Here is a 22,018-nt window from a genome sequence, read left to right as displayed (position 1 = left end):
CTTGTCTTCACCACCTAAAAAATTTGCGGGGTAACCTTTAAAAGCGATGAACAGTTCTCACGGCACGTCCAGCTCCGGCGCTTCGGCCGGTGCCCACGGAGCCCTTCCCCTAGAAGCTCAGAAACTGAACGGTTGGGGCCGCACCGCCCCCACCACCGCTGAGGTGCTCTCCACCCCAGACCTTGACATCATTGTTGATGCAGTCCGCCAAGTCGCTGAAAAAAATGACTCTAAGCCGGATTACCTCAAGCGTGGCGTCATTGCTCGCGGTATGGGTCGTTCCTACGGTGACCCAGCGCAAAATGCTGGTGGCCTTGTCATTGATATGCAGCCACTGAACAAAATCCACTCCATCGATCCTGATTCAGCGATCGTGGATGTCGATGGTGGTGTCACCCTCGATCAGCTCATGAAGGCTGCATTGCCTTATGGCCTGTGGGTTCCAGTTCTGCCTGGTACCCGCCAAGTCACCATCGGTGGCGCAATTGGACCAGATATCCACGGCAAGAACCACCACTCTGCAGGTTCTTTCGGCGACCACGTTGTCTCCATGGAACTTCTTGTGGCAGACGGACGCATCCTGCACCTAGAGCCAGAAGGCACCGCTGAAGATCCACAGGGCGATCTGTTCTGGGCGACCGTTGGTGGCATGGGCCTGACCGGCATCATTGTGCGAGCACGCATCCGCATGACCAAGACTGAAACTGCCTACTTCATCTCAGATACAGACCGCACCAATAACCTGGATGAGACCGTAGAGTTCCACTCGGATGGTTCTGAGCACAACTACACCTACTCATCGGCATGGTTCGATGTGATCAGCCCTGAGCCAAAGCTTGGCCGTTCCACTATCTCTCGTGGTTCCCTGGCTACCTTGGCGCAGCTGGAAGAATTAGCTCCAAAGCTGGCTAAGGATCCGTTGAAGTTCAATGCTCCACAGCTGCTGACTGTTCCGGATATCTTCCCATCCTTCACTATCAACAAGTACTCTTTGATGGCTATCGGCGAAGCGTATTACGCCATGGGCGCGCCAGCGAAGAACAAGGTCAAAAACCTCACCCAGTTCTACCAGCCACTTGATCTCATCGGTGAGTGGAATCGTGGCTACGGCTCCAAGGGCTTCCTGCAGTACCAATTCGTGGTGCCAATGGATGCCGTTGAACCTTTCAAGGACATCATCCGTGATATGCAAAAGTCCGGCCACTACTCAGCGCTGAACGTGTTCAAGCTGTTTGGCTCAGGTAACCGCGCGCCACTGTCCTACCCAATGCCGGGCTGGAACGTCTGCGTAGACTTCCCTATCCGACCAGGCCTAGGTGCATTTTTGGATGATTTGGATAAGCGTGTCATGGAATTCGGTGGCCGCCTCTACCTGGCTAAGGAGTCCCGCACCTCTGCGGAGAACTTCCACACCATGTACCCAGGTCTGGATGGCTGGTTGAAGACTCGCAATGAGATCGACCCAACCGGAGTCTTTGCCTCTGATATGTCCCGCCGACTCGAGCTGTCCTAAGAAAGGGCTTGAACTAAAAATGCTTAATGCAGTGGGCAAAGCCCAAAACATCCTCCTTCTCGGTGGCACCTCGGAAATTGGTATTTCCATCGTTTCCCGCTTCCTCAAGCAGGGTTCTTCACACGTAACTTTGGCTGCGCGTAAAGATTCCCCACGCGTTGCAGCAGCAGTCGCAGAAATTGAAGCTGCCGGTGCAGAGTCTGTCACCGTTGTTGATTTCGATGCGCTAGATACCGAATCACACCCAGCAGCAATTGACGCAGCTTTTGAAAAGGGCGACGTCGATATCGCAATCGTGGCTTTCGGCATCCTCGGTGACAATGAAGCACAGTGGCGCGACCAGGCTCTCGCAGTTGAGGCCTCCTCCGTAAACTACACCGCTGGCGTTTCTGTCGGTGTGCTCCTGGGCCAGAAATTTGAACAGCAAGGACACGGCACCATCGTTGCTATGTCTTCTGTTGCTGGTCAGCGCGTACGTCGCTCCAACTTTGTCTACGGCTCAGCCAAGGCAGGATTCGATGGTTTCTACACCCAGCTGGGTGAAGCACTCCGCGGCTCCGGCGCCAAGGTACTTGTTGTTCGTCCAGGACAGGTGCGCACCAAGATGAGCGCCGATGCTGGCGAAGCTCCACTAACGGTCAACCGCGAAGATGTCGCTGAAGCTGTTTACGATGCAGTGGTGAACAAGAAGGACATCATCTTCGTCCACCCGCTGTTCCAGTACGTCTCTTTGGCCTTCCAATTCATCCCGCGGGCTATCTTCCGCAAGCTGCCATTCTAAGCACAGCTCAAGTGCACAACCCGCCGTCCTTTTCAAGGACGGCGGGTTGTGTGTTAGATAAGATACTTCAAAACTTACAGGGCACTACATATTTATTTTGCTGCTCAATCCCAGCACAGCCGGTTGAATGTGAAAGACTTCTATCATGATTAACACCTCTGAAGACGAGGGTGCCGTTTCTGTCCACCAGGATTTGAATCCTTATGGACCCTCCCGCGTACCTGAAGGCGAAGTGTATCGGCCTGACAGTTTAAACAAGAAAGCCACTCTTGTTGCAATCGCGGGAGCTGCTGCTCTCGCATTCTTATTTGCATTGGTGTTGTGGCTCGGCTTAAAGCAAACAAATTTGCCGGCATTTGGTTCATCCAATGTCACCAAGGCGCTTTCTTCTGCAACTATCGCAGCGGTATTGCTGGTCACTGGTGGCCTCACGTGGCTGTGGCTGCGTGATGAGCATCGGAGCAACCCTCGGTGGGAGCTAGAAAATATCAAGCCGCGCCCTAAATGGCGTATTGCGCTGACATATCTGGTGTCTTATCTCAGCCCTGCGACAATCGTCATTGCAGTGTTGGCCATTCCGTTGTCTGCAACTCGGTTGTATTTAGACGGTGTCAGCGTTGATCAAGGGTTTAGGACACAGTTCTTAACTCGCATGGCTGATGAGATCAGCTTGGCAGATATGAACTACATCGATATGCCCACTTACTATCCTGCGGGATGGTTTTGGCTCGGTGGACGTTTAGCCAATATGTTGGGCCTTCCAGGATGGGAAGCATTCCAACCGTGGGCCATTATTTCTATGGCGGTTTCCGCTTCGATATTGGTGCCAGTATGGCAACGCATTACTGGATCTTTGCCAGTAGCAACAGGTATTGCGTTGGTCACCACATGTGTCATTTTGGCCATGAACTCTGAGGAACCTTATGCCGCAATTGTTGCCATGGGTGTTCCTGCGATGCTGATGCTTTCTTCCCGAATTGCTCGTGGAGGTAAGTTCGCACTGTGCGGTGGCATTGTTTATCTCGGTGTTTCCGCTACTTTTTATACGTTGTTTACAGGTGCCATTGCGCTTTCAACAGTTGCCATTTGTCTCTTAGTCGCAGCAGTTTTAAGGCGCTCAATTAAACCTCTGCTGTGGCTCGCGGTACTCGGTGTTAGTTCCATCGCGGTGGCGTTGCTGTCTTGGGGTCCGTTCCTACTGGCATCAGTTAATGGTGCAGAACAATCCGGAGATTCAGCAACACATTATCTCCCCACCTCAGGTACTCAATTCCCAGTTCCTTTCCTCGCTCCTAGTGTTGTGGGGCTGCTCTGTCTCATCGGCTTGGTGTACTTGGTGGTGCGTTTCCATGGGCGTGAAGTTCGTGCCATGTGGGTGGGAATTGTCGTGGTTTATGGCTGGATTGCCATGTCCATGGCCATCACTCTGTTGGGCAATACTTTGTTGGGCTTCCGCCTGGAGACCGTGCTGGTACTGATTTTCGCCACGGCTGGTGTCTTGGGTATCGCTGATTTCCGGTTGGCTAGCATTTATCAGCTGTACCCCACCCAAATCACGGAACGCACAGCCACATTTATAACCAATACTATTGTCATTATCGTGCTGCTTGGCGGCTTGCAGTACGCACAGGATCTGCCGCAGAAGAATGCTCGTGCCATTGATCTGGCTTATACCGATACTGATGGTTACGGCGAACGCGCTGATTTATATCCAGCCGGTTCCGCGCGTTATTACAAGGACTTCAACGAGCATTTACTTGATCAAGGATTCGAACCATCAGACACTGTGGTGCTGACTGATGAATTGGATTTCATGTCTTATTATCCGTATCACGGGTTTCAGGCATTTACTTCCCACTACGCCAACCCACTTGGGGAATTTGGCAATCGCAATGTTTTCATCGAAGATCTTGCCATTCGAAGCTGGGATGAATTAGCGGCTCCTCAAGATTTCCATGACGCCCTCATGAAATCTCCATGGGCCACACCTGATGTCTTCATCTTCCGTGGCTCAGCCGAAAATCTAGATGCTGGCTGGAAATACGATATCGCTGAAGATCTCTACCCCAATAACCCGAATGTGCGTTTCCGAGGTGTCTTCTTCAATCCTGAATCTTTCGATGAAATATGGCGCACCGAGCAAGTGGGACCTTTCGTGGTGGTGACACACAATGAGTGATACCTCACCAAACAGCCACAGCTCGATGCGTCAAAGGGGTGCTAACCACGACCATCAACTAGACTCGATCAACGTGTCAGAAGTAGTTGAGTCGAAAAAACTAAAGGGTTCCGGGCAGGAACCCCCTCAGGTTGCCCAAGGCTGGCTGAAAAAACTGGCTATCACATCAGGCCTGCTCGGTCTGTTGATGTTTATCCTGTTGCCTTTCCTCCCGGTCAACCAAGTGCAGTCTTCGCTGTCGTGGCCACAACAGGGTGAGATTGCCAGTGTTAATGCACCGTTGATTTCCTATGCGCCACAGTCGATGGATGCTTCCATCCCTGTCGCCGCATTGGATAGTCTCCGCGATAATCAGACTTTGGTGATGGGCACGCTGCCTTTGGACAGCACTGATGCCACCAACCGTGGTCTGTTTGTGCGCACCATTGATGGCAACCTGGACGTGATTGTTCGCGGCGAGGTGCTGCTGGATCTTTCACCAACTCAAGTTGATCGTCTGCCAAACGATGCGGTGCTGGAGATCTCCTCCACGGAGGAAATCACCAGCGCGGAAATCACCGGCACTAACTTCAGTGGCGAGACCGAAGGCGATGAGCGCCCTCAGGTCACCGGCGTTTATACCGAGCTTGTCGACGACCCCTCCACCGCGCAGGCCCTGGCCTCAGCGGGCTTAAACGTTAATGTGGAGATCAACTCTCGCTTCACTTCCTCCCCTAGCGTGTTGAAGTACACAGCCATTTTCATTGGCTTGGCTTCTTTGCTGGTCTCTCTGTGGGCACTGCACCGCATGGACATTCTGGATGGACGCAAGACTCACCGCTTCCTCCCTGCTAATTGGTACAAGCTCAAGCCACTTGATGGCCTCGTTGCCGGAGTTTTGGTGTTCTGGCATTTCATCGGAGCAAACACTTCCGATGATGGTTTCATCATGAACATGGCGCGTGTGTCACACAACGCGGATTATATGGCCAACTACTACCGCTGGTTCGGTGTGCCGGAATCACCTTTCGGTGCACCGTATTATGACCTGCTTGGTGTGATGGCCTATGTCTCTACCTCATCCACGTGGCTGCGACTGCCCGCGTTGCTCTCTGGAATCATCATTTGGTTCGTGCTCTCACGCGAAGTGATGCCACGTTTCGGTGCTCTTGTTGATGGCCGACGTGTTGCTCACTGGTCTGCAGCCATGGTCTTCCTGGCGTTCTGGCTGCCATATAACAATGGTGTCCGTCCAGAACCAATCATTGCTATGGGTGCGCTTTTGGCGTGGGTATCCTTCGAACGTGCCATTGCTACGTCACGGTTACTGCCCGCTGCAATCGGTGTCATCCTCGCGACAATCTGTCTTGCTACAGGCCCTACCGGCCTGATGGCTGTTGCTGCTTTGCTGGTCAGTTTGTCCGCGTTGATCCGCATTCTTTATAGGCGCCTGCCGCTGATTGGGGCGCCGAGGGGTGCGTCGAGAAGCAAGGTTTTTGGTGCTTCATTGGCCATGCTTGCGCCGTTCTTTGCCTCTGGAACCGCGATTCTCATCGCTGTTTTTGGCGATCAAACATGGTCGACTGTCATGGAATCCATCAGTGTTCGTTCCGCCAAGGGACCTGCGCTGACCTGGTATCACGAATATGTGCGCTACCAAACCGTCATGGAACAAACCGTTGATGGTTCCTTCACTCGCCGTTTTGCTCTCCTGATGCTGGTTGCATGTCTTGTCATCGTCGTGACCGCAATCCTGCGTTATGGCCGCATTCCAGGTTCCGCCAAGGGACCATCCATGCGCTTGATGCTGGTCATTTTCGGCACCATGTTCTTCATGATGTTCACCCCAACCAAGTGGACCCACCACTTCGGTGTCTACGCAGGACTTGCCGGTGCACTAGCAGGACTTGCGGCTGTGGGGCTGTCCTATGTTGCGGTGAAATCACCACGCATGCGCACCTTCTCCATCGGCGCATTCCTCTTCCTCCTCGCGCTGGCTCTCGCTGGTGTCAATGGTTTCTGGTACACCTCAAGCTATTCCGTGCCATGGTGGGATAAAACCATCCAGATTAAGGGCATCGAAGCATCCACCGTGGTGCTTGTGATCGCCGTGATCGTGCTAATCATCGGCGTCATTCAAGCCTTTGTGAAAGATGTCCGAGTTGCGCAAGCCGAAACCTATCATTCCATGGGTGAATTCGTGGCTGAAGAAGAGGCAAAACGCGAACGCGCTTCCAAGTTCACCGGACTTGCTGCTTCTCCAATCGCCATGGTTTCTGCACTGGTTATCTTTATTACCTGTGCGTCCATGGGCAAGGGCTTCCTTGATCAATACCCTGCCTACTCCGTCGGAATGGGCAACCTTCGCACCCTCACTGGCCAAACTTGTGGCCTTGCTTCCGATGCGATGCTAGAAACCGACTCCAATGATTCCTTCCTCACCCCAGTGAATTCCACACTCGGTGACTCCCTGGAATCTGATGAGGTTCGTGGCTTCAACGCTTCCGGCATCCCACCATCCATCAGCCAGGACCAAGCAGATCTCTCCCAAGTCGGTGCGATTGGCAATACCAATGACGACACCGAAACTGGTGGCTCCGATGAGACTTCCGGACAATCTACCGGTAACTCCGGCGGTGTTCGTGGCTCCGAAGGCATCAACGGCTCCAATGCCCGTCTGCCATTCAACCTGGATTACACCGAAGTTCCAGTAGTTGGTTCCTGGTCCGCGGGTACCCAAAACCCAGCGCACCTGACCACTGACTGGTACCAAATTCCCGAAGCAACCGAAGAAGCACCAATCATCGTTGTCTCTGCAGCAGGTCGCATCGAACACTTTGACATCAACGGCGTCCACCAATCCGGGCAATCCGTCATGCTGGAATACGGCCACCTCGGAGACAATGGTTCTGTGGAAAATTTGGGCGAAGCCATGATGTATGACATCGGCCCAGAGCCATCCTGGCGCAACCTGCGTTACCCACTTGATCAGCTTCCAACAGAAGCAAATGTGGTTCGCATCGTCGCCTCCGATCTCAACCTCGATGACGATCAATGGGTCGCACTCACCCCGCCACGTGTGCCAACTCTGAATTCTTTGCACAATGTCATCGGCTCCGATACCCCTGGACTTCTCGACTGGGCAGTTGGCCTACAGTTCCCTTGCCAACGCACCTTCGACCACTACGCTGGTGTCGCTGAGATTCCGGAATACCGCATCTCCCCAGACCACGGTGGCAAGTCCACGCTGTCCCCATTCCAGGACTGGGCTGGCGGCGGCGCCATGGGCACTGCGGAAGCAGTAAACAACGCCTATGAAATTCCGTCTTATCTCCGCAATGACTGGGGCCGTGACTGGGGTTCCATCGAGCGCTACGCACTGCGCACCAACTCCACCGGCGATGCTCCACAGGTTGCAGACATCAACCTAGAGACCATCCAACGTTCCGGGCTATGGGACCCAGGACATATGAAGGTTGATGATTAAAACCTTCACTGCTTAATGCGTTTTAAGAGGCTGCGGCCACCTTGTGAACAGGTGGTCGCAGCTTCTTGTTGTGTAGGGCAGTAGTGAGCTGAGCAAAACTATTGCTGTGCATTCCGCACTTAGAGAAGCGCCAACAGATAGCATGTATTAATTGATGTCCAAACCTGCCGGAGAATTCAGTGCAATGCCCCAGTTCTTGAGTACACACCGTCTAGTTACTTTCGCCGGCATAGCATTTCTGGTGTTCAGTTTTACTGAGGTACTCATCGGAGAAAGTTGGCCAGTACCGCAGTTCTTGCTTCTCATTCTTGCGCAATTTTTAGTGCTCATCATGGGTTTGATGCGTAGTTCCACGATCTCGACCGCCTGCTTGTGGACAGTGTGCCAAATTTTAGTGGCCGGTTTAAGCGTTCACGGAATACCTCAGGCCGGCAGCCCTTTTTCTTTAATTGTTGCTCAGCTAGCATTTGTAGGTCTGCTCATATTCCATGGGCACCACGTATTGGCTTTTATTACAGCTGGGGTGCTTGTCTGGGTCGGCACAATTGATTTAGCTAATGGCGAGTTTTTACCGCCTCATATTCAGTCAGCTCTGGTTCTCGCAGTTTTCTTTGCACTCCCCCTAGCTTTGGGTCATGTTCTTCGGCTAAAAGGACAGCAACGTACTGATTTAGAAGAACGCGCCAAAATCCAGGCGAAAGAGCGAAGACACGAATTAGCCATCCACCTGCATCGTTCGGTGGCCAAAGAACTGACGTTTGCAGTGATGAAAGCTCAGGAGCTCAGCGATCGCGAAGATATGTCTGCGGAGCTTCAAGCACAGCTGCATGATATTGAAAACTCTGCGCGCAAAGCACTGGTACAAACTCACGATTTAATGAAAAACCTTCAAGCTATCGATCAACTTCCCTATGTCTCGGTATCTATGCACATGCCTTTGGAAGCTGTTGTCAATGCAGTGAAAGCAGATTTGGAAGAGATCGGGTTTACCCTTGAGTTGGATATCGATTCATTCCATGAGCTGCGCAGTGCAGCTAATATCGAGCCTCTGGTCACTGTCTTAGAAGAAGCCTCAAGCAATATCGCCAAATATGCCGATCCTGCTGGGCCTATCAACATCAAGATGTACTCCACTGATCAGGAAATATGCTTGGATATCAGCAATACAATTCAACAAATACCGGGAAATACTTCATCACCAATATCCTCTGGCATTGGTATTTCACATATGCGTTATGCAGTGGAATCCGTTGGAGGAACTCTGCACATTAACAACAGTTCTTCACAGTGGTCTATCCACGTCCGTCTACTCAATAATTGTGCGAATCCAGCAATACGGAAAAATTCGCTACTCCGAAAGAGAAAATAAAATACTATGAAAACTCTTCTGGCCCTTTCGCTTGCCGCAGCAATTGCGCTTCCTGCTCCGTTGCTGCCCATGGCTAGCCTCTGCGACCATTACCCATATCTTCCATGGTGCGGCCGTGCCTAGTTACAAAGTTCTCCTTGTTGATGATGATCGTTTCGTGCTTGATGCACTCACCATTTATTTAAAGTCTGAACCTGATCTGGAAGTCATTGCCACAGCAGCACACGGCATCGAAGCCTTGGAAGTGCTGGCGAATACCCACTGCGATGTCGTGGTCTCTGATATTGAAATGCCTCTTATGGATGGCCGACAGCTGCTCACTGAGGTACAAAAACTACCACAGCCACCAGCTTTTATCGCCATGACTGCCTTTTCTACAGATGAAACTCTGCTTGAAATGCTCTCCAATGGCGCTGCTGCGTACATTGTCAAGAGCGATCGCGCCCAGGATATTCGCGATATCATCCGCGTTGCTGTGTCCGGTGGCACGGCGCTCTCACCATTGGCAATGACCCGTCTACGCTCCATGCTCCCTAAAACCACGCAAATACCTGAACAATTAAGCCCACTGCAGCAACGGGTGATGAAGTTGGTCTGCGAGGGTGCCTCCAATCGAGAAATTATGAAGACCACAAACCTCACGATGGCTGTGGTGAAGAAGACTGTTTCGCAGTTATTGGATATTTTCAAAGTTAGTTCCCGGACTCAATTAGTTGCCCAAATTTATCGCACAGAGCGTGCCTGAACTGGCTTTAAACATCGAGATTGAATTCTTTTCGCCCATTTCCTACTTGGTCTGAATTTTTATGGTTTGCTCTAAGTTATGGGCGAATCAGTAAGCACTGACAGGTACACTCCGCAGCAGCGCACGCGTTATCGACAGCTGCTCATGGAGGATCTTGAGATTTTTGATCGGCATCTGCAGCATTCCGATTTTGAGGATCAGGGTTCCATCGGCCTCGAGTTGGAACTCAACCTCGTCGACAAGCATATGCAACCTGCTTTGGCAGGTCACGCGGTGCTTTCCCATTTGGACGACGAGTACCAGTCTGAGATCGGCAACTTTAATGTGGAAATGAACCACCCGCCGTTGTCTGTTAAAGGCGATGCTTTACGACGCCTGGAGCAAGGCATCACCTCGCATCTAGGCCGCGTACGCGCGGCCGCCACATCGGAAAACGTGAACGTAGCAATGATCGGTACGCTGCCCACCATCACCCCGGAATTCCTCGAAGATCCTGCGTGGATGACCCAAGAAAACCGTTACCGCGCACTAAGCAATGCTGTGATGGAAGCGCGCGGTGAATTGGTCCACATAGATATTGCAGACCGGGAACAGATCGTCCACGATTTCACTGATCTCGCTCCTGAGTCAACCTGCACATCCATTCAGTTGCACCTGCAATTAGCGCCCAACAAATTTGCTGCGGCATGGAACGCTTCCCAAGCTATTGCTGGAGTTCAAGCAGCTCTTTCCGCTAATTCTCCACTTTTCTTAGGGCGTCGAGTGTGGCATGAAAGCCGCATTCCAGTGTTTCAACAAGCTATCGATACGCGTACTCCTGAGCTTGTGAATCAAGGAGTCCGTCCCAGGGTGTGGTTCGGCGAGCGATGGATCACCAGCGTCTTTGACCTTTTCGAAGAAAACGTGCGCTACTTCTCCCCGCTCATCGCAGAATCCCGAGCACTTTCCGGCACACCAATGATGAAGGGTAAATCCCCCGCACTCCACTACCTGAATCTGCACAACGGAACGGTGTGGCGCTGGAACCGCCCCATCTACGCTCCAGGCGAGGAACGCTCACACCTACGCCTGGAAAACCGTCTGCTGCCTGCAGGTCCCACACCCATCGATATCACTGCCGATGCCGCGTTCTACTACGGTTTGGTCAAATATCTGGCAGAGGAAAACCGCCCTGTGTGGTCGCGTCTCCAATTTGCTGATGCAGAAAAGAACTTCCAATCAGGTGCACGCTCAGGACTGTTTGCCCGCATGACCTGGCCAACCTTGGGACAAGTCAATGTTGCAGATCTGGTCCAGGAACATCTGCTTCCACAAGCACGCATCGGACTTGAGCGACTCGAAGTAAATGAAGATCTCATCGACAAGTACCTCGGCATCATCAGCGAACGCGCAAAGTCTCGCCAAAACGGCGCAACCTGGCAACTTCGTACCCTCAACCAGCTCGAAGCACACGGAAGCATGCCCGGTACCGAAGCCAGAAACGCAGGTCTTGCAGCCATGTTGCAACGCTATTTACAAAACCAAGAAAGCGGTCAACCTGTGCATACGTGGAGCATCGGCGGTTAACGCTCTGTAAAAACCAACCCAATGTTGAAACCTGATTACACCCCTTCTAGAGCCTTAGAGACGCTTCTAGAAGGGGTCATTTTGGGGACAATTGGGGCTGTAGTGATTCCTACATGGTTCCTGAAAGATGCCAGTGCAAGGACCTGCCACAAACAGTCAGGAAGGGGCAGATCTGTGGCAGATCGGTGCATTTTGGAGCTCTGAGCATGCAAGGATCTGCCACATATCCCAAGTTCAAAGGAGGCAGATTCTCACGGTGAAGATCAAACTAGACAGCCAGCGGCACATCCTGTGGTGCAACTGCTACTGGAAGTGCGGTTTCGCCCATGAGATCAGCATCAATAGCTGCGGCACAAGCACGACCTTCGGCAATTGCCCACACGATCAGGGATTGTCCACGGCCATTATCGCCTGCGATGTAAACCCGGGAGTTAGTGGGGCTGCGGTATTCGGCATCGCGGATAATGCGGCCACGATCATCGAAACCGACACCGAGTTCATGTGCCAATCCGCCTTGTTCCGCGCCGGTGAATCCGAGTGCGACGAGCACGAGGTCTGCTTCGAAGGGGAATTCAGTGCCTTCGATTGGCTCACGTTTGCCGTTGACTACGCGGATTTGGTTGCCGGTAAGTCCGGTGACATGGCCGTTGGTGCCGTGGAATTCCACGGTGTTGACGGCAAATTTACGTTCACCGAGGGTTAAGCCTGCGGCACGCTCGGCAAGGCCAAGAGCTGCAATTTCATCGGCTGATTCATCACCAGTGATGATGTATTCGCCTTCTTCATGTGCTGTGGCAGTGCGGAAGAGGTTGGGGTACATCGGCCAGGGAGTGGAATCGGCACGTTGGAATGGTGCGCGGGGTCGGATATCAAATTGGGTGACTGATTCTGCACCTTGGCGCAGGGCGGTTCCGAAGCAGTCGGTACCGGTATCGCCACCGCCGATGATGACAACTTTCTTGCCTTTGGCATTAATTGGCGAGACATCACCGTCACCTTCATTGATGTGGTTCTGTGCGGTGAGATAATCCATTGCGGCATGAATGCCGTTGAGGTCGTGACCGGGAACTGAGAGTTCGCGCGCCACGGGGGTGCCGGTTGCGAGGAGGATGGCGTCGAAAAGCGCTAGTTCAGCAGCGCGCGGCGAGGTGCCTACCTGGAAAGTTGTGCCCTCTGCTTCCATTTGCTCGATACGGCGGTCGATCCAACGGTTTTCCATTTTGTATTCCGGCACGCCGTAGCGCATGAGGCCGCCTGCGCGGTCGTCGCGCTCAAAAACGGTGACGCTGTGGCCTGCGCGGGTGAGCTGCTGCGCGGCGGCCAGTCCAGCGGGGCCGGAACCGACGACGGCGACGGACAGGCCGGTGGACATGGAGGGGATTACTGGTTTCACCCAGCCTTCACGGAAAGCCTTTTCGACGATTTCCAGCTCAACGTTTTTGATCGTCACGGAATCATCGTTGATACCGAGTACACATGCCCCTTCGCAGGGTGCCGGGCACAAACGGCCCGTGAACTCGGGGAAATTGTTGGTCGCGTGCAGGCGATCATAGGCTTCTTTCCACCGACCTTGGCGCACCAGATCATTCCACTCCGGGATGATATTGCCCAGCGGGCAGCCTTCGTGGCAAAACGGCACACCACAATCCATGCACCGCGCAGCTTGTTCCTCGATCTGACCTGCAGGAGCTTGCTCATAGACCTCGGAATAGTCCATGAGACGCAGCGGAACCGGACGGTGTGCAGGCTCACGTCGAGAATATTTGATGAATCCTTGTGGGTCGGACATTAGCTCACTGCCTCCATGATCTTGATTGCTGGGTCTTCGCCCGCAGTGTTGGCTGTTTCGATGATATTGAGTACTTTTTGGAAATCGCGTGGCATGATTTTCACCAAATCTTGTGCGCGCAGCTTGGTCTCAGATCCGGTGAGTTCACGGTGACGAGCAATGAGCTTATCGGCCCAGATCTGCTCATCCGCGCTCAACGGCAGGACATCCACCAATTCGCCGTTGATTTTTTGTGCAAGATCTGTCACGTTCTGCAGATAAGCGATACCGCCAGACATGCCAGCACCAAAGTTTTCACCCACAGGACCCAAAACCAGCACGCGGCCGCCGGTCATGTATTCACAACCGTGGTTTCCAATGCCTTCAACAACTGCGGTGGCACCAGAGTTACGCACGCAGAAACGTTCGCCGACCTGGCCACGAATAAATAACTCACCGCTAGTTGCACCATAGCCAAGCACATTTCCGGCAATGATATTTGGATTATTCTTCAACTGCTTTGGCGCATTATTGGAAGGCTTGATCACGATCTTGCCACCAGATAAGCCCTTGCCAACAAAATCATTAGCATCGCCGGTGAGGTTGATAGTGATGCCTTTAGGGATAAACGCACCGAAAGAGTTACCGGCGCAGCCGTCCAGATTCAAGGTGATAGTGCCATCTTTTAGACCTTGGGCACCTGCCACACGGCTGACTGCAGAACCCAACATGGTGCCCACCGAACGGTTGACATTGCTGATGGAACTATCAATAACGATGCTGGTATCCACACCTGCGGCAGCGCGAGTAATGGTGTCCGAAGCCTTATCAATAAACGCATTGTCCAGGGCTTTTTCCAGGCTATGCTCCTGGGTCTTGGTGCACCGCACATCCTGAGTTGGGAAATGCGGGGTTGCTGGACGGTGGAAAATTGGGCTCAAATCCAGATGTGCTGCGCGGGAATCAGCAGGGATTCCGGAACGCTTACGCAATACCTGAGCTTGTCCCACTGCTTCATCAATGGAACGGAAACCAAGCTGTGCCAAGTACTCACGAACTTCCTGAGCGATGAAAGTAAAGAAATTGACCACATGCTCAGCCTTGCCGGTGAACTTGGAACGCAGATCTGGGTTCTGGGTAGCGATACCAACCGGGCAGGTATCCAAGTGGCACACGCGCATCATGATGCAGCCTTCCACCACCAGCGGTGCGGTGGCGAAACCGAATTCTTCAGCACCGAGCAAAGCTGCAATCACTACATCTCGACCAGTTTTTAGCTGACCATCGCACTGCACGCGAATACGATCGCGCAGGCCGTTGAGCAGCAGCGTTTGCTGAGTTTCGGCCAAGCCCAACTCCCATGGGCCACCGGCATGCTTCAGTGAGGTCAAAGGTGATGCGCCAGTTCCGCCGTCGTGGCCGGAAATAAGCACCACATCAGCATGGGCTTTGGACACACCGGCTGCAACAGTTCCCACGCCTTGTTCTGCCACCAGCTTCACGTGGATTCGTGCACGTGGGTTGGCGTTCTTCAGGTCGTGGATCAGCTGTGCAAGATCCTCAATGGAGTAAATATCATGGTGTGGTGGAGGCGAAATCAAACCAACACCTGGGGTGGTGATGCGCACTTCAGCAACCCATGGGTAGACCTTGTTTGGTGGCAGCTGGCCACCTTCGCCAGGCTTTGCACCCTGTGCCATCTTGATTTGGATATCGGTGCAGTTATTCAAGTAATGGCTGGTCACGCCGAAACGTCCCGACGCCACCTGCTTGATGGCAGAGCGCTTCCAATCACCATTGGGTTCCACATCAAAGCGGCGGGCATCCTCGCCGCCTTCGCCAGAGTTGGACATGCCACCCAAGCGGTTCATGGCAATTGCCAACACCTCATGAGCTTCGGCAGAAATCGAACCATAAGACATCGCACCCGTAGAGAAACGCTTCACGATCTTGCTGACAGATTCCACTTCAGAAACTGGAATTGGCTTACGATCAGTGCTGAATTCAAAAAGTCCACGAATGGTACCCAAGCGGGTGGATTGATCATCGACTTTGCGGGTGTAATCCTTGAAGATTTCATAGCTGCCAGAACGAGTAGCGTGTTGCAATTTGAAGATGGTCTCTGGGTTGAACAGGTGGTATTCACCTTCGCGGCGCCACTTGTATTCACCACCCAAATCCAATTCGCGGTGCGCGTGTTCTTCAGGGCGTGGCAAAAATGCGCTGCGGTGGCGAGCTTCCACATCAGCTGCCACTTCATCTAGGCCAATACCGGAAATTGGTGAGGCAATGCCACCGAAATAGTTGTCCAAAAGATCCTGGTGCAGACCGGTGACATCGGCAAGCTGCGCGCCACGGTAGGACGACACTGTTGCAATACCCATTTTGGACATCACTTTCAGCACACCAGTGGTTGCTGCCTTGATGTAGTTACGGGATGCTTCATCCAAAGAAAGGCCATCCAATTGACCCTTCATGCGCAGCTCATCGATGGTTTCAAAGGCCATATATGGGTTGATCGCATCGGCGCCGAAACCAATGAGCATGGACAGGTGATGAACCTCGCGGGCATCGCCGGATTCCACAACCAGGGAGCACTGGGTCCGGGTACGTTGCTGTACCAAGTACTGATGCACAGCAGAAGTCAACAGCAGCGCAGGGATGGGAGCCATGCGCTCATCGGAATCACGATCCGACAACACAATCAGTGTCTTGCCGTGGCGGATCGCTTCAGAAACCTCGCGGCGCACACGTGCAATGGCAGCCTTCATGCCGGCACCGTGGTGGGCTACTGGATACAGGCCAGAAATCACGGCCGCACCAAAGGAATCCCATTCACCATGCGCATTGGCATTAATTAAGGTGGCGAGCTCATGGTTATCGATGATCGGCGATTCTAAACGGATGCGTCGCGCTGCATCAGGGCCTGGATTGAGCACATCAGACTGCGCACCCAACAAGGTGAACATGCTGGTCACAGGCTTCTCACGGATGGAGTCCAACGGAGGGTTGGTCACCTGAGCGAAACGCTGCGCAAAGAAATCATAAAGCATGCGTGGTCGCTGGGACAGTGCCGCAATCGGCGTATCCGAACCCATAGAACCAATCGCTTCTGCACCCTGGCGCGCCATCGGCAGCAGCAACAAATCCACGTCTTCTTCGGTGATACCGAAAACGCGCTGACGTAACACAGCACGCGAGTGTGGCATATAGCTGTAGCGCGTCTGAGGCAGGCGATCCAAATGCACAAAATTATCGCGAATCCAGTCGCCATATGGCTGCGCTTCGCTTAATTTCTGCTTGATTTCCTCGTCTTCCACGATGCGGCCCTCGGCCGTGTCAACCAGGAACATGCGTCCAGGCTGCACGCGAGTACGCTTTACGACGCTCTCCTCCTTCAGGTCCAGCACTCCCGATTCTGACGCCATCACAACAAGGCCCGAATCAGTAATGGTGATTCGCCCTGGTCGCAAGCCATTGCGATCGAGCACAGCACCCACAAAACGACCATCAGTAAAGGCCAACGCTGCCGGACCATCCCACGGCTCCATCAGACAAGAGTGGTATTCGTAGAAATCACGCAACTCTGGGGACAGTGTCTTGTTGTGTTCCCAAGCCTGCGGAATCATCATCGCAACAGCATGTGGCAGGGAGTATCCGCCCAGGTGCAAAAGCTCCAAGGCCTCGTCGAAACGCGCTGTATCGGAACCCTCTGGGGTGCAGATGGGCAGCACGCTGCTCAAATTGCCCAGCTTGTCGCTTTTAATAAGCGCCTCGCGGGCGCGCATCCAGTTTTCATTGCCGCGAACCGTATTAATTTCGCCGTTATGCGCAACGAATCGATATGGGTGCGCCAGTGGCCAGCTGGGGAAAGTGTTGGTAGAAAAACGCGAGTGCACAATGGCGATCGCTGATTCCAGGCGTGCATCTCCCAGATCTTCAAAGAAACCCTCCAACTGCAAAGTGGTGAGCATGCCTTTGTAAATGATGGTGCGCGAAGACAATGATGGGAAATAGACCGTGTCCCGGCCATTAATCGTGCCCAGTTCACGTTCGCAGCGCTTGCGGATAAAAAACATCACGCGATCTAGATCTTCACCGGATTTACCAGGCACAGTGAGAAAAATCTGCGCGAAACTTGGCATAGCTTCTTCCGCCATGGAGCCTAGCTCGCGGGCATCAAAAGGAACCATGCGCCAGCCCAGCACAGTAGCGCCTTCTTGGGTGGCGATGCGCTCGATTTCTTTTTGCGCATCCAACATAGCCATGCGGCCGCGGGGCAAAAATGCAATACCAGTGGCGTAATGGCCTGCCTCAGGCAGCTCAAGGCCAGAAACTTCACGATAAAAGCTATCCGGAATCTGCATGAGAATACCTGCACCATCGCCAGTATTCTTCTCTGCGCCAGCAGCACCGCGGTGATCAATATTGCGCAGGGCTTCCAATGCACGATCAACAATGCTGCGGCTTGGTCGGCCGTGGATATCCGCAATAAACGCCACACCGCAGGCGTCATGTTCATGCGCAGGGTTGTAGAGTCCTTGTCTTTTCATGCGTGATACCTCGCTTCAATCCTGTTTCTATCAATCGTTCGATAATAAGAAAAACAGGTGGACTACCTGCAGCGCAAGTGGTAAAAGGTTTATTTTCGATCAACCGATAGGAAAAGGGAGGTCAGATTACGCTCCTGTGTTTCAAATCACAAGATAATGTAGAAGCTAGTCGCCTGCTCATTCAAAGAAAGAAGAAGAAAATGGTTGATTTTGACACCATCACAAGCCGCCTTGTCGCCGAAACTGAAGAAGCCATCATCTACGCCACCCGCGATGGCATCATCAGAGTCTGGAACGGCGGCGCAGAACACCTCTTCGGATACATGGCCGGCGAAGCTCTCGGAAAATCCCTCGACATCATCATCCCCGAGAAGCACCGCAAAGCGCACTGGGATGGATGGGACCGTGTCATGGAATCCGGCGAAACCCGCTACGGATCCGAACCCCTCAACGTTCCAGGTGTGCGAGCAGATGGATCCAAAATGTCCCTGGAATTCTCCATCACAATTTTGAAAGATGATTCAGGGAAAATTGAAGGAGTCGCAGCATTCCTCCGCGATGTCACCGCCAATTGGGATGAGAAAAAGGCACTGCGTATCCGCATCAAAGAATTGGAACGCCCGCTAGAAGGGTAACAACTCAGTTCATCACAAAAAGAGACCACCAATTAGATTGAACATGGTCTGAAAAAATCACACCACCCACTTCATACCCCAAAGAACGTAACATCCCAAAACCTCCACCCCTTCACCGCTTAAAGCTATGTGAAGGGGTCTTCCTTTTCTAAAAGAAATGGATTCCAAACCACTAAAAGGGGAATGATTTACACGCCAATCACCCCCACCCTCCCCCTTCGCGGGAATACTATTACTGCAGGTAATTGCCGATAGTGTTCAAATTTTCACAAGATGCTATCAATTCACCCCTTGACGTGATGTTCGACATAATTAAGAATTGGATTCCAATCCAATCACATTCACCATCTTCAACATCTGGAGGAAATCCACATGTCCGTCTTTTCCTTGCTCCATCACCTTGCTGGCAATAATGCCCAAGATGAGCTCTTTTCATCCGATACAGCTATTGAAAGCTGGCTCGCTGTCGAACGCGCTCTAGCTATTGCACAAGGCGAACTTGGCGTTATTTCCAAAGAAGATTCAGACGCCATCGTGAACGCTGCAACCATCAACAACATTGACCAGGATGCATTATGGGTATCGGCTAAAAATGTTGGATATCCAATCCTTGGACTGGTCAGGGAAATTTCCAGAAATCTTCCCGAAGGTCCAGACGGACGCGTCCACTACGGCGCAACAACCCAAGACATCATGGATTCCGGGCTGGCATTACAGATGGCTAGATCCATTGCGCTTCTCGATAAGGATCTAGGAAAACTGGGAGACCGTCTGGCAGAACAAGTAAAACTGTACGATACCTCCATCATGGCGGCCCGCACTCACGCGCAACAGGCTGTACCAACTACATTTGGCGCCACACTTGCCACACTTTTAGCTCAGTTCAATCGTCATCGCGAGCGCCTTGCTCAGGCATATCCACGAATTGCAATAGTTTCAATGTTTGGCGCAGGCGGAACATCCGCAGCCTATGGTGAAAAGTCACGCGAGGTACGTGCACGAGTTGCCGACTTACTAGACCTGGAGCTCACCAATATTCCATGGCATGTTGATCGCGATACTTTGGCTGAATTCGGCTGGCTATGCACAACCATCACCGCAGCTTGCGCACGTCTTGCACGTAATATTGTGGATCTTTCCCGCACTGAAATCGGTGAAGTTTTCGAGCCATACAATCCACATCGTGGTGCATCGTCCACCATGCCACAGAAGGTAAATCCAATTTCCTCTGAGCTCATCATTGGATTGTCCGGTACAGCGGGTTCGTTGGCATCGTCATTGGCTCGGATTCAAGAAGCTGGCCATGAGCGAGCTGCCGGTGAATGGCAGATTGAATGGCAGGTAATCCCTCAGTTGGCTCAGATTGCTAGCAGCGCTTTGCAGGAAGCTTTTGTCATTGTTGATGGCATGCGTGTTGATGAACAACGCATGTTGGCAAACCTTGAGCTTGATGGTGGTTTAGCCATGGCCGAAGCACAAATGATCCAACTAGCAGAACATATGGGACGTGAGCACGCCCATGACCTACTGTATGCAGCATCAACAACCGCGCGTGAGACAAAAACAGTGCTAGCAACTGCGCTTATCGACGTCGCAAAGCGACAAAACCTTGAGGCGCACATACCTGACGCCTTGGTTACAGCAGCAGACTATCTTGGTGAGGCAATTGACATTGCAGCGGAAGCCGTACGCACTTGGCATGCCACCCCACCGTTGGGGCATGACCTAGCACCTATCGATGAACTTGCCCATGATACCCACGTCGCCATTTCGGAGTCACGATGAGCATCACCACTACACCCACTATGTCACTTATTGAAGAAGCAGAAACCGCCAACCGTTTTGATGAAATCCGCGCAAAATTCGGGCTCATAGCTGTTATTCCACTAATTGCAGCCGCCCTATTTTTGCCACAAGAGCTTCCATGGGATCAGCGCGCAATGCTCGCAACTTTGGGATTTGTGGTGCTGTTCTGGATCACAGAAACCATTCCGATCCCGGCCACTGCGTTAATCGGTATCACCATGCTAGTGCTCCTTGGTGCAGGTTCTCCTGGAGAAGTCTACGGAGCTTTCGGTTCACCCACCGTGTTCTTAGTCATCGGTGCATTTATCCTTGCCCGAGCTATGACTGTGCACGGACTAGATCGACGTTTCGCTCTGCGTGTCCTGTCACTCCCTCGAGTTGGCGATAGCACGTACCTCACCGCTTTAGCATTCATGATCGTAGCCATTGCCCTATCCATGCTGGTATCGGCTTCCGCAACTGCTGCGATGCTTCTCCCCATCGGTATTGGTGTAGTGCGCACCGTCGGTGATTTGATCCACGGCGATTCCTCCTCCAACAAACGTAAATACCAAACCCGATTCTCTTGCATGCTCATGCTTGCTATTTCTTATGGCGCAGGCGTTGGCTCAGTACTTACTCCAGTCACTGGCATCGCAAATGTCATTGGTCGCGGCACCGTTGAACAAATGACGGGTTACCAAATTCCATTGATGGACTGGTTAACCATTTCTGCACCTTATGTTGCTTGCCTGGGTGTCGTTATGTTTGCAGCAATCGTATTGATGAACCGTCCAGAAACTCGCCACATCCCCAACGGCTCTGAATCATTCCGTGCAGACTACCTCGCACTTGGACCAATGAAACGTTCTGAGAAAATTGTCACCGCAATCTTCAGCATCACAGTATTCCTGTGGGTGGCGCCAGCGCTGGTGACCACCTTCAACATCTCCAACTTCGTACTAGTCACTATCGCCGATCACCTCAATGAGGGTTCAGTTGTCGTGTTCATGGCATCCATGCTGTTCCTGATTCCTGCAGCCAAAAAGACTCCTACACTGGAATGGAAAGAAGCCGCAAAAATCGACTGGGGCACGGTTATCTTGGTTGGTGTCGGACTCACCATTGGCGCCATGATGAAACAAACGGGGCTCGCTGAAACAATCGGTGACGCAGTAGCTCAGCTAACAGGCGTAAACAGTGTCTTCCTACTATGCTTCGTTGCCGTAGTGCTTGGCATGTTGATCTCCGAAACCACCAGCAACACAGCCAGCGTAGGTATCATCGTTCCAATCATCATCCCAATTTCTATAGCGATCGGCGTGGATCCACTCATCCCTGCCATGGCAGCAATTTTCGGCGGCAACGCAGGTGCAATGCTTCCTGTATCCACACCGCCAAATGCCATTGTGTACGGCTCTGGCTACGTACCAATGCTTCGTATGATCCGAACTGGTGTGGTGGCAGATATCCTCACCATTCCACTGATCCTGCTGGCAGTTATTGGAATCGGTACCTTCATGGGTCTGTACCTTCCTGCCTAGAAATCAACTCCTGTCCACGAGACCAACAAAGATCTAGTTTCATGAACCAACTACGGCACTCTTAATCTCAGTACTTCAATTGTTTCTTACTACTCAAGATATAAAACACACACG

The 22,018-nt window shown here is 52.5% G+C and carries 12 protein-coding genes; 10 read left to right on the top strand and 2 right to left on the bottom strand.

What is annotated here, in order from left to right; all coding sequences use genetic code 11:
* Positions 1–46: 46 nt before the first annotated feature.
* The 7 genes from dprE1 (at position 47) to ccrud_RS00985 (ending at position 11,619) form a co-directional block, all read left to right on the top strand.
* Complete coding sequence (gene dprE1, locus ccrud_RS01015; protein ID WP_066563628.1) at positions 47–1,513, top strand: decaprenylphosphoryl-beta-D-ribose oxidase; 1,467 nt, start codon at positions 47–49, stop codon at positions 1,511–1,513.
* A 19-nt stretch (positions 1,514–1,532) separates the two neighbouring features.
* Entirely contained in the window at positions 1,533–2,294 is a 762-nt protein-coding gene (gene dprE2, locus ccrud_RS01010; RefSeq protein WP_066563624.1) for a decaprenylphospho-beta-D-erythro-pentofuranosid-2-ulose 2-reductase, read from the top strand.
* Between the two features lie 145 nt (positions 2,295–2,439).
* A complete protein-coding gene (locus ccrud_RS01005) occupies positions 2,440–4,473 on the top strand; it encodes a galactan 5-O-arabinofuranosyltransferase (protein WP_066563619.1) in 2,034 nt (677 codons plus the stop codon).
* Positions 4,474–4,498: 25 nt separating this feature from the next.
* Positions 4,499–7,939: an arabinosyltransferase domain-containing protein gene (locus ccrud_RS01000; RefSeq protein ID WP_066563607.1), complete on the top strand. Its 3,441-nt coding sequence runs from the start codon at positions 4,499–4,501 to the stop codon at positions 7,937–7,939.
* Between the two features lie 151 nt (positions 7,940–8,090).
* Positions 8,091–9,308, top strand: a complete 1,218-nt coding sequence (locus tag ccrud_RS00995) for a sensor histidine kinase (protein WP_211271310.1) — start codon at positions 8,091–8,093, stop codon at positions 9,306–9,308.
* A 115-nt stretch (positions 9,309–9,423) separates the two neighbouring features.
* Entirely contained in the window at positions 9,424–10,053 is a 630-nt protein-coding gene (locus ccrud_RS00990; RefSeq protein WP_066563599.1) for a response regulator transcription factor, read from the top strand.
* Between the two features lie 78 nt (positions 10,054–10,131).
* Positions 10,132–11,619 (top strand): glutamate-cysteine ligase family protein, encoded by a 1,488-nt coding sequence (locus ccrud_RS00985; protein ID WP_066563592.1) that lies wholly within the window; start codon positions 10,132–10,134, stop codon positions 11,617–11,619.
* 268 nt (positions 11,620–11,887) lie between these two features.
* On the opposite strand, the gene ccrud_RS00980 is transcribed toward ccrud_RS00985, so the two are convergent.
* Positions 11,888–13,408, bottom strand: coding sequence for a glutamate synthase subunit beta (locus ccrud_RS00980; protein ID WP_066563590.1), 1,521 nt, complete (start codon positions 13,406–13,408; stop codon positions 11,888–11,890).
* Entirely contained in the window at positions 13,408–17,940 is a 4,533-nt protein-coding gene (gene gltB / locus ccrud_RS00975; RefSeq protein ID WP_066563587.1) for a glutamate synthase large subunit, read from the bottom strand. Before gltB ends, ccrud_RS00980 begins: the two co-directional genes overlap by 1 nt.
* 200 nt (positions 17,941–18,140) lie before the next feature.
* Here gltB and ccrud_RS00970 point away from each other — a divergent pair, with 200 nt between their 5' ends.
* From ccrud_RS00970 to ccrud_RS00960, 3 genes are all read left to right on the top strand, one after another.
* Positions 18,141–18,575 (top strand): PAS domain-containing protein, encoded by a 435-nt coding sequence (locus tag ccrud_RS00970; protein WP_066563586.1) that lies wholly within the window; start codon positions 18,141–18,143, stop codon positions 18,573–18,575.
* Positions 18,576–18,947: 372 nt separating this feature from the next.
* Positions 18,948–20,360, top strand: coding sequence for a class-II fumarase/aspartase family protein (locus ccrud_RS00965; protein WP_066563585.1), 1,413 nt, complete (start codon positions 18,948–18,950; stop codon positions 20,358–20,360).
* Positions 20,357–21,904 carry an SLC13 family permease gene (locus ccrud_RS00960; protein WP_066563581.1) on the top strand — a complete coding sequence of 516 codons (1,548 nt, stop codon included), beginning with the start codon at positions 20,357–20,359 and terminating at the stop codon, positions 21,902–21,904. Before ccrud_RS00965 ends, ccrud_RS00960 begins: the two co-directional genes overlap by 4 nt.
* The last annotated feature ends 114 nt before the right edge of the window (positions 21,905–22,018 follow it).

Source organism: Corynebacterium crudilactis (assembly GCF_001643015.1).
Classification (GTDB): Bacteria; Actinomycetota; Actinomycetes; order Mycobacteriales; family Mycobacteriaceae; genus Corynebacterium; species Corynebacterium crudilactis.
This window is presented reverse-complemented; position numbering and strand designations above follow the sequence as displayed.

Coding starts and splice junctions, on each gene's coding strand:
- dprE1 (WP_066563628.1), top strand. CDS start 47: ATGAACAGTTCTCACGGCACGTCCAGCTCCGGCGCTTCGGCCGGTGCC.
- dprE2 (WP_066563624.1), top strand. CDS start 1,533: ATGCTTAATGCAGTGGGCAAAGCCCAAAACATCCTCCTTCTCGGTGGC.
- ccrud_RS01005 (WP_066563619.1), top strand. CDS start 2,440: ATGATTAACACCTCTGAAGACGAGGGTGCCGTTTCTGTCCACCAGGAT.
- ccrud_RS01000 (WP_066563607.1), top strand. CDS start 4,499: ATGCGTCAAAGGGGTGCTAACCACGACCATCAACTAGACTCGATCAAC.
- ccrud_RS00985 (WP_066563592.1), top strand. CDS start 10,132: ATGGGCGAATCAGTAAGCACTGACAGGTACACTCCGCAGCAGCGCACG.
- ccrud_RS00980 (WP_066563590.1), bottom strand. CDS start 13,408: ATGTCCGACCCACAAGGATTCATCAAATATTCTCGACGTGAGCCTGCA.
- gltB (WP_066563587.1), bottom strand. CDS start 17,940: ATGAAAAGACAAGGACTCTACAACCCTGCGCATGAACATGACGCCTGC.
- ccrud_RS00970 (WP_066563586.1), top strand. CDS start 18,141: ATGGTTGATTTTGACACCATCACAAGCCGCCTTGTCGCCGAAACTGAA.
- ccrud_RS00965 (WP_066563585.1), top strand. CDS start 18,948: ATGTCCGTCTTTTCCTTGCTCCATCACCTTGCTGGCAATAATGCCCAA.
- ccrud_RS00960 (WP_066563581.1), top strand. CDS start 20,357: ATGAGCATCACCACTACACCCACTATGTCACTTATTGAAGAAGCAGAA.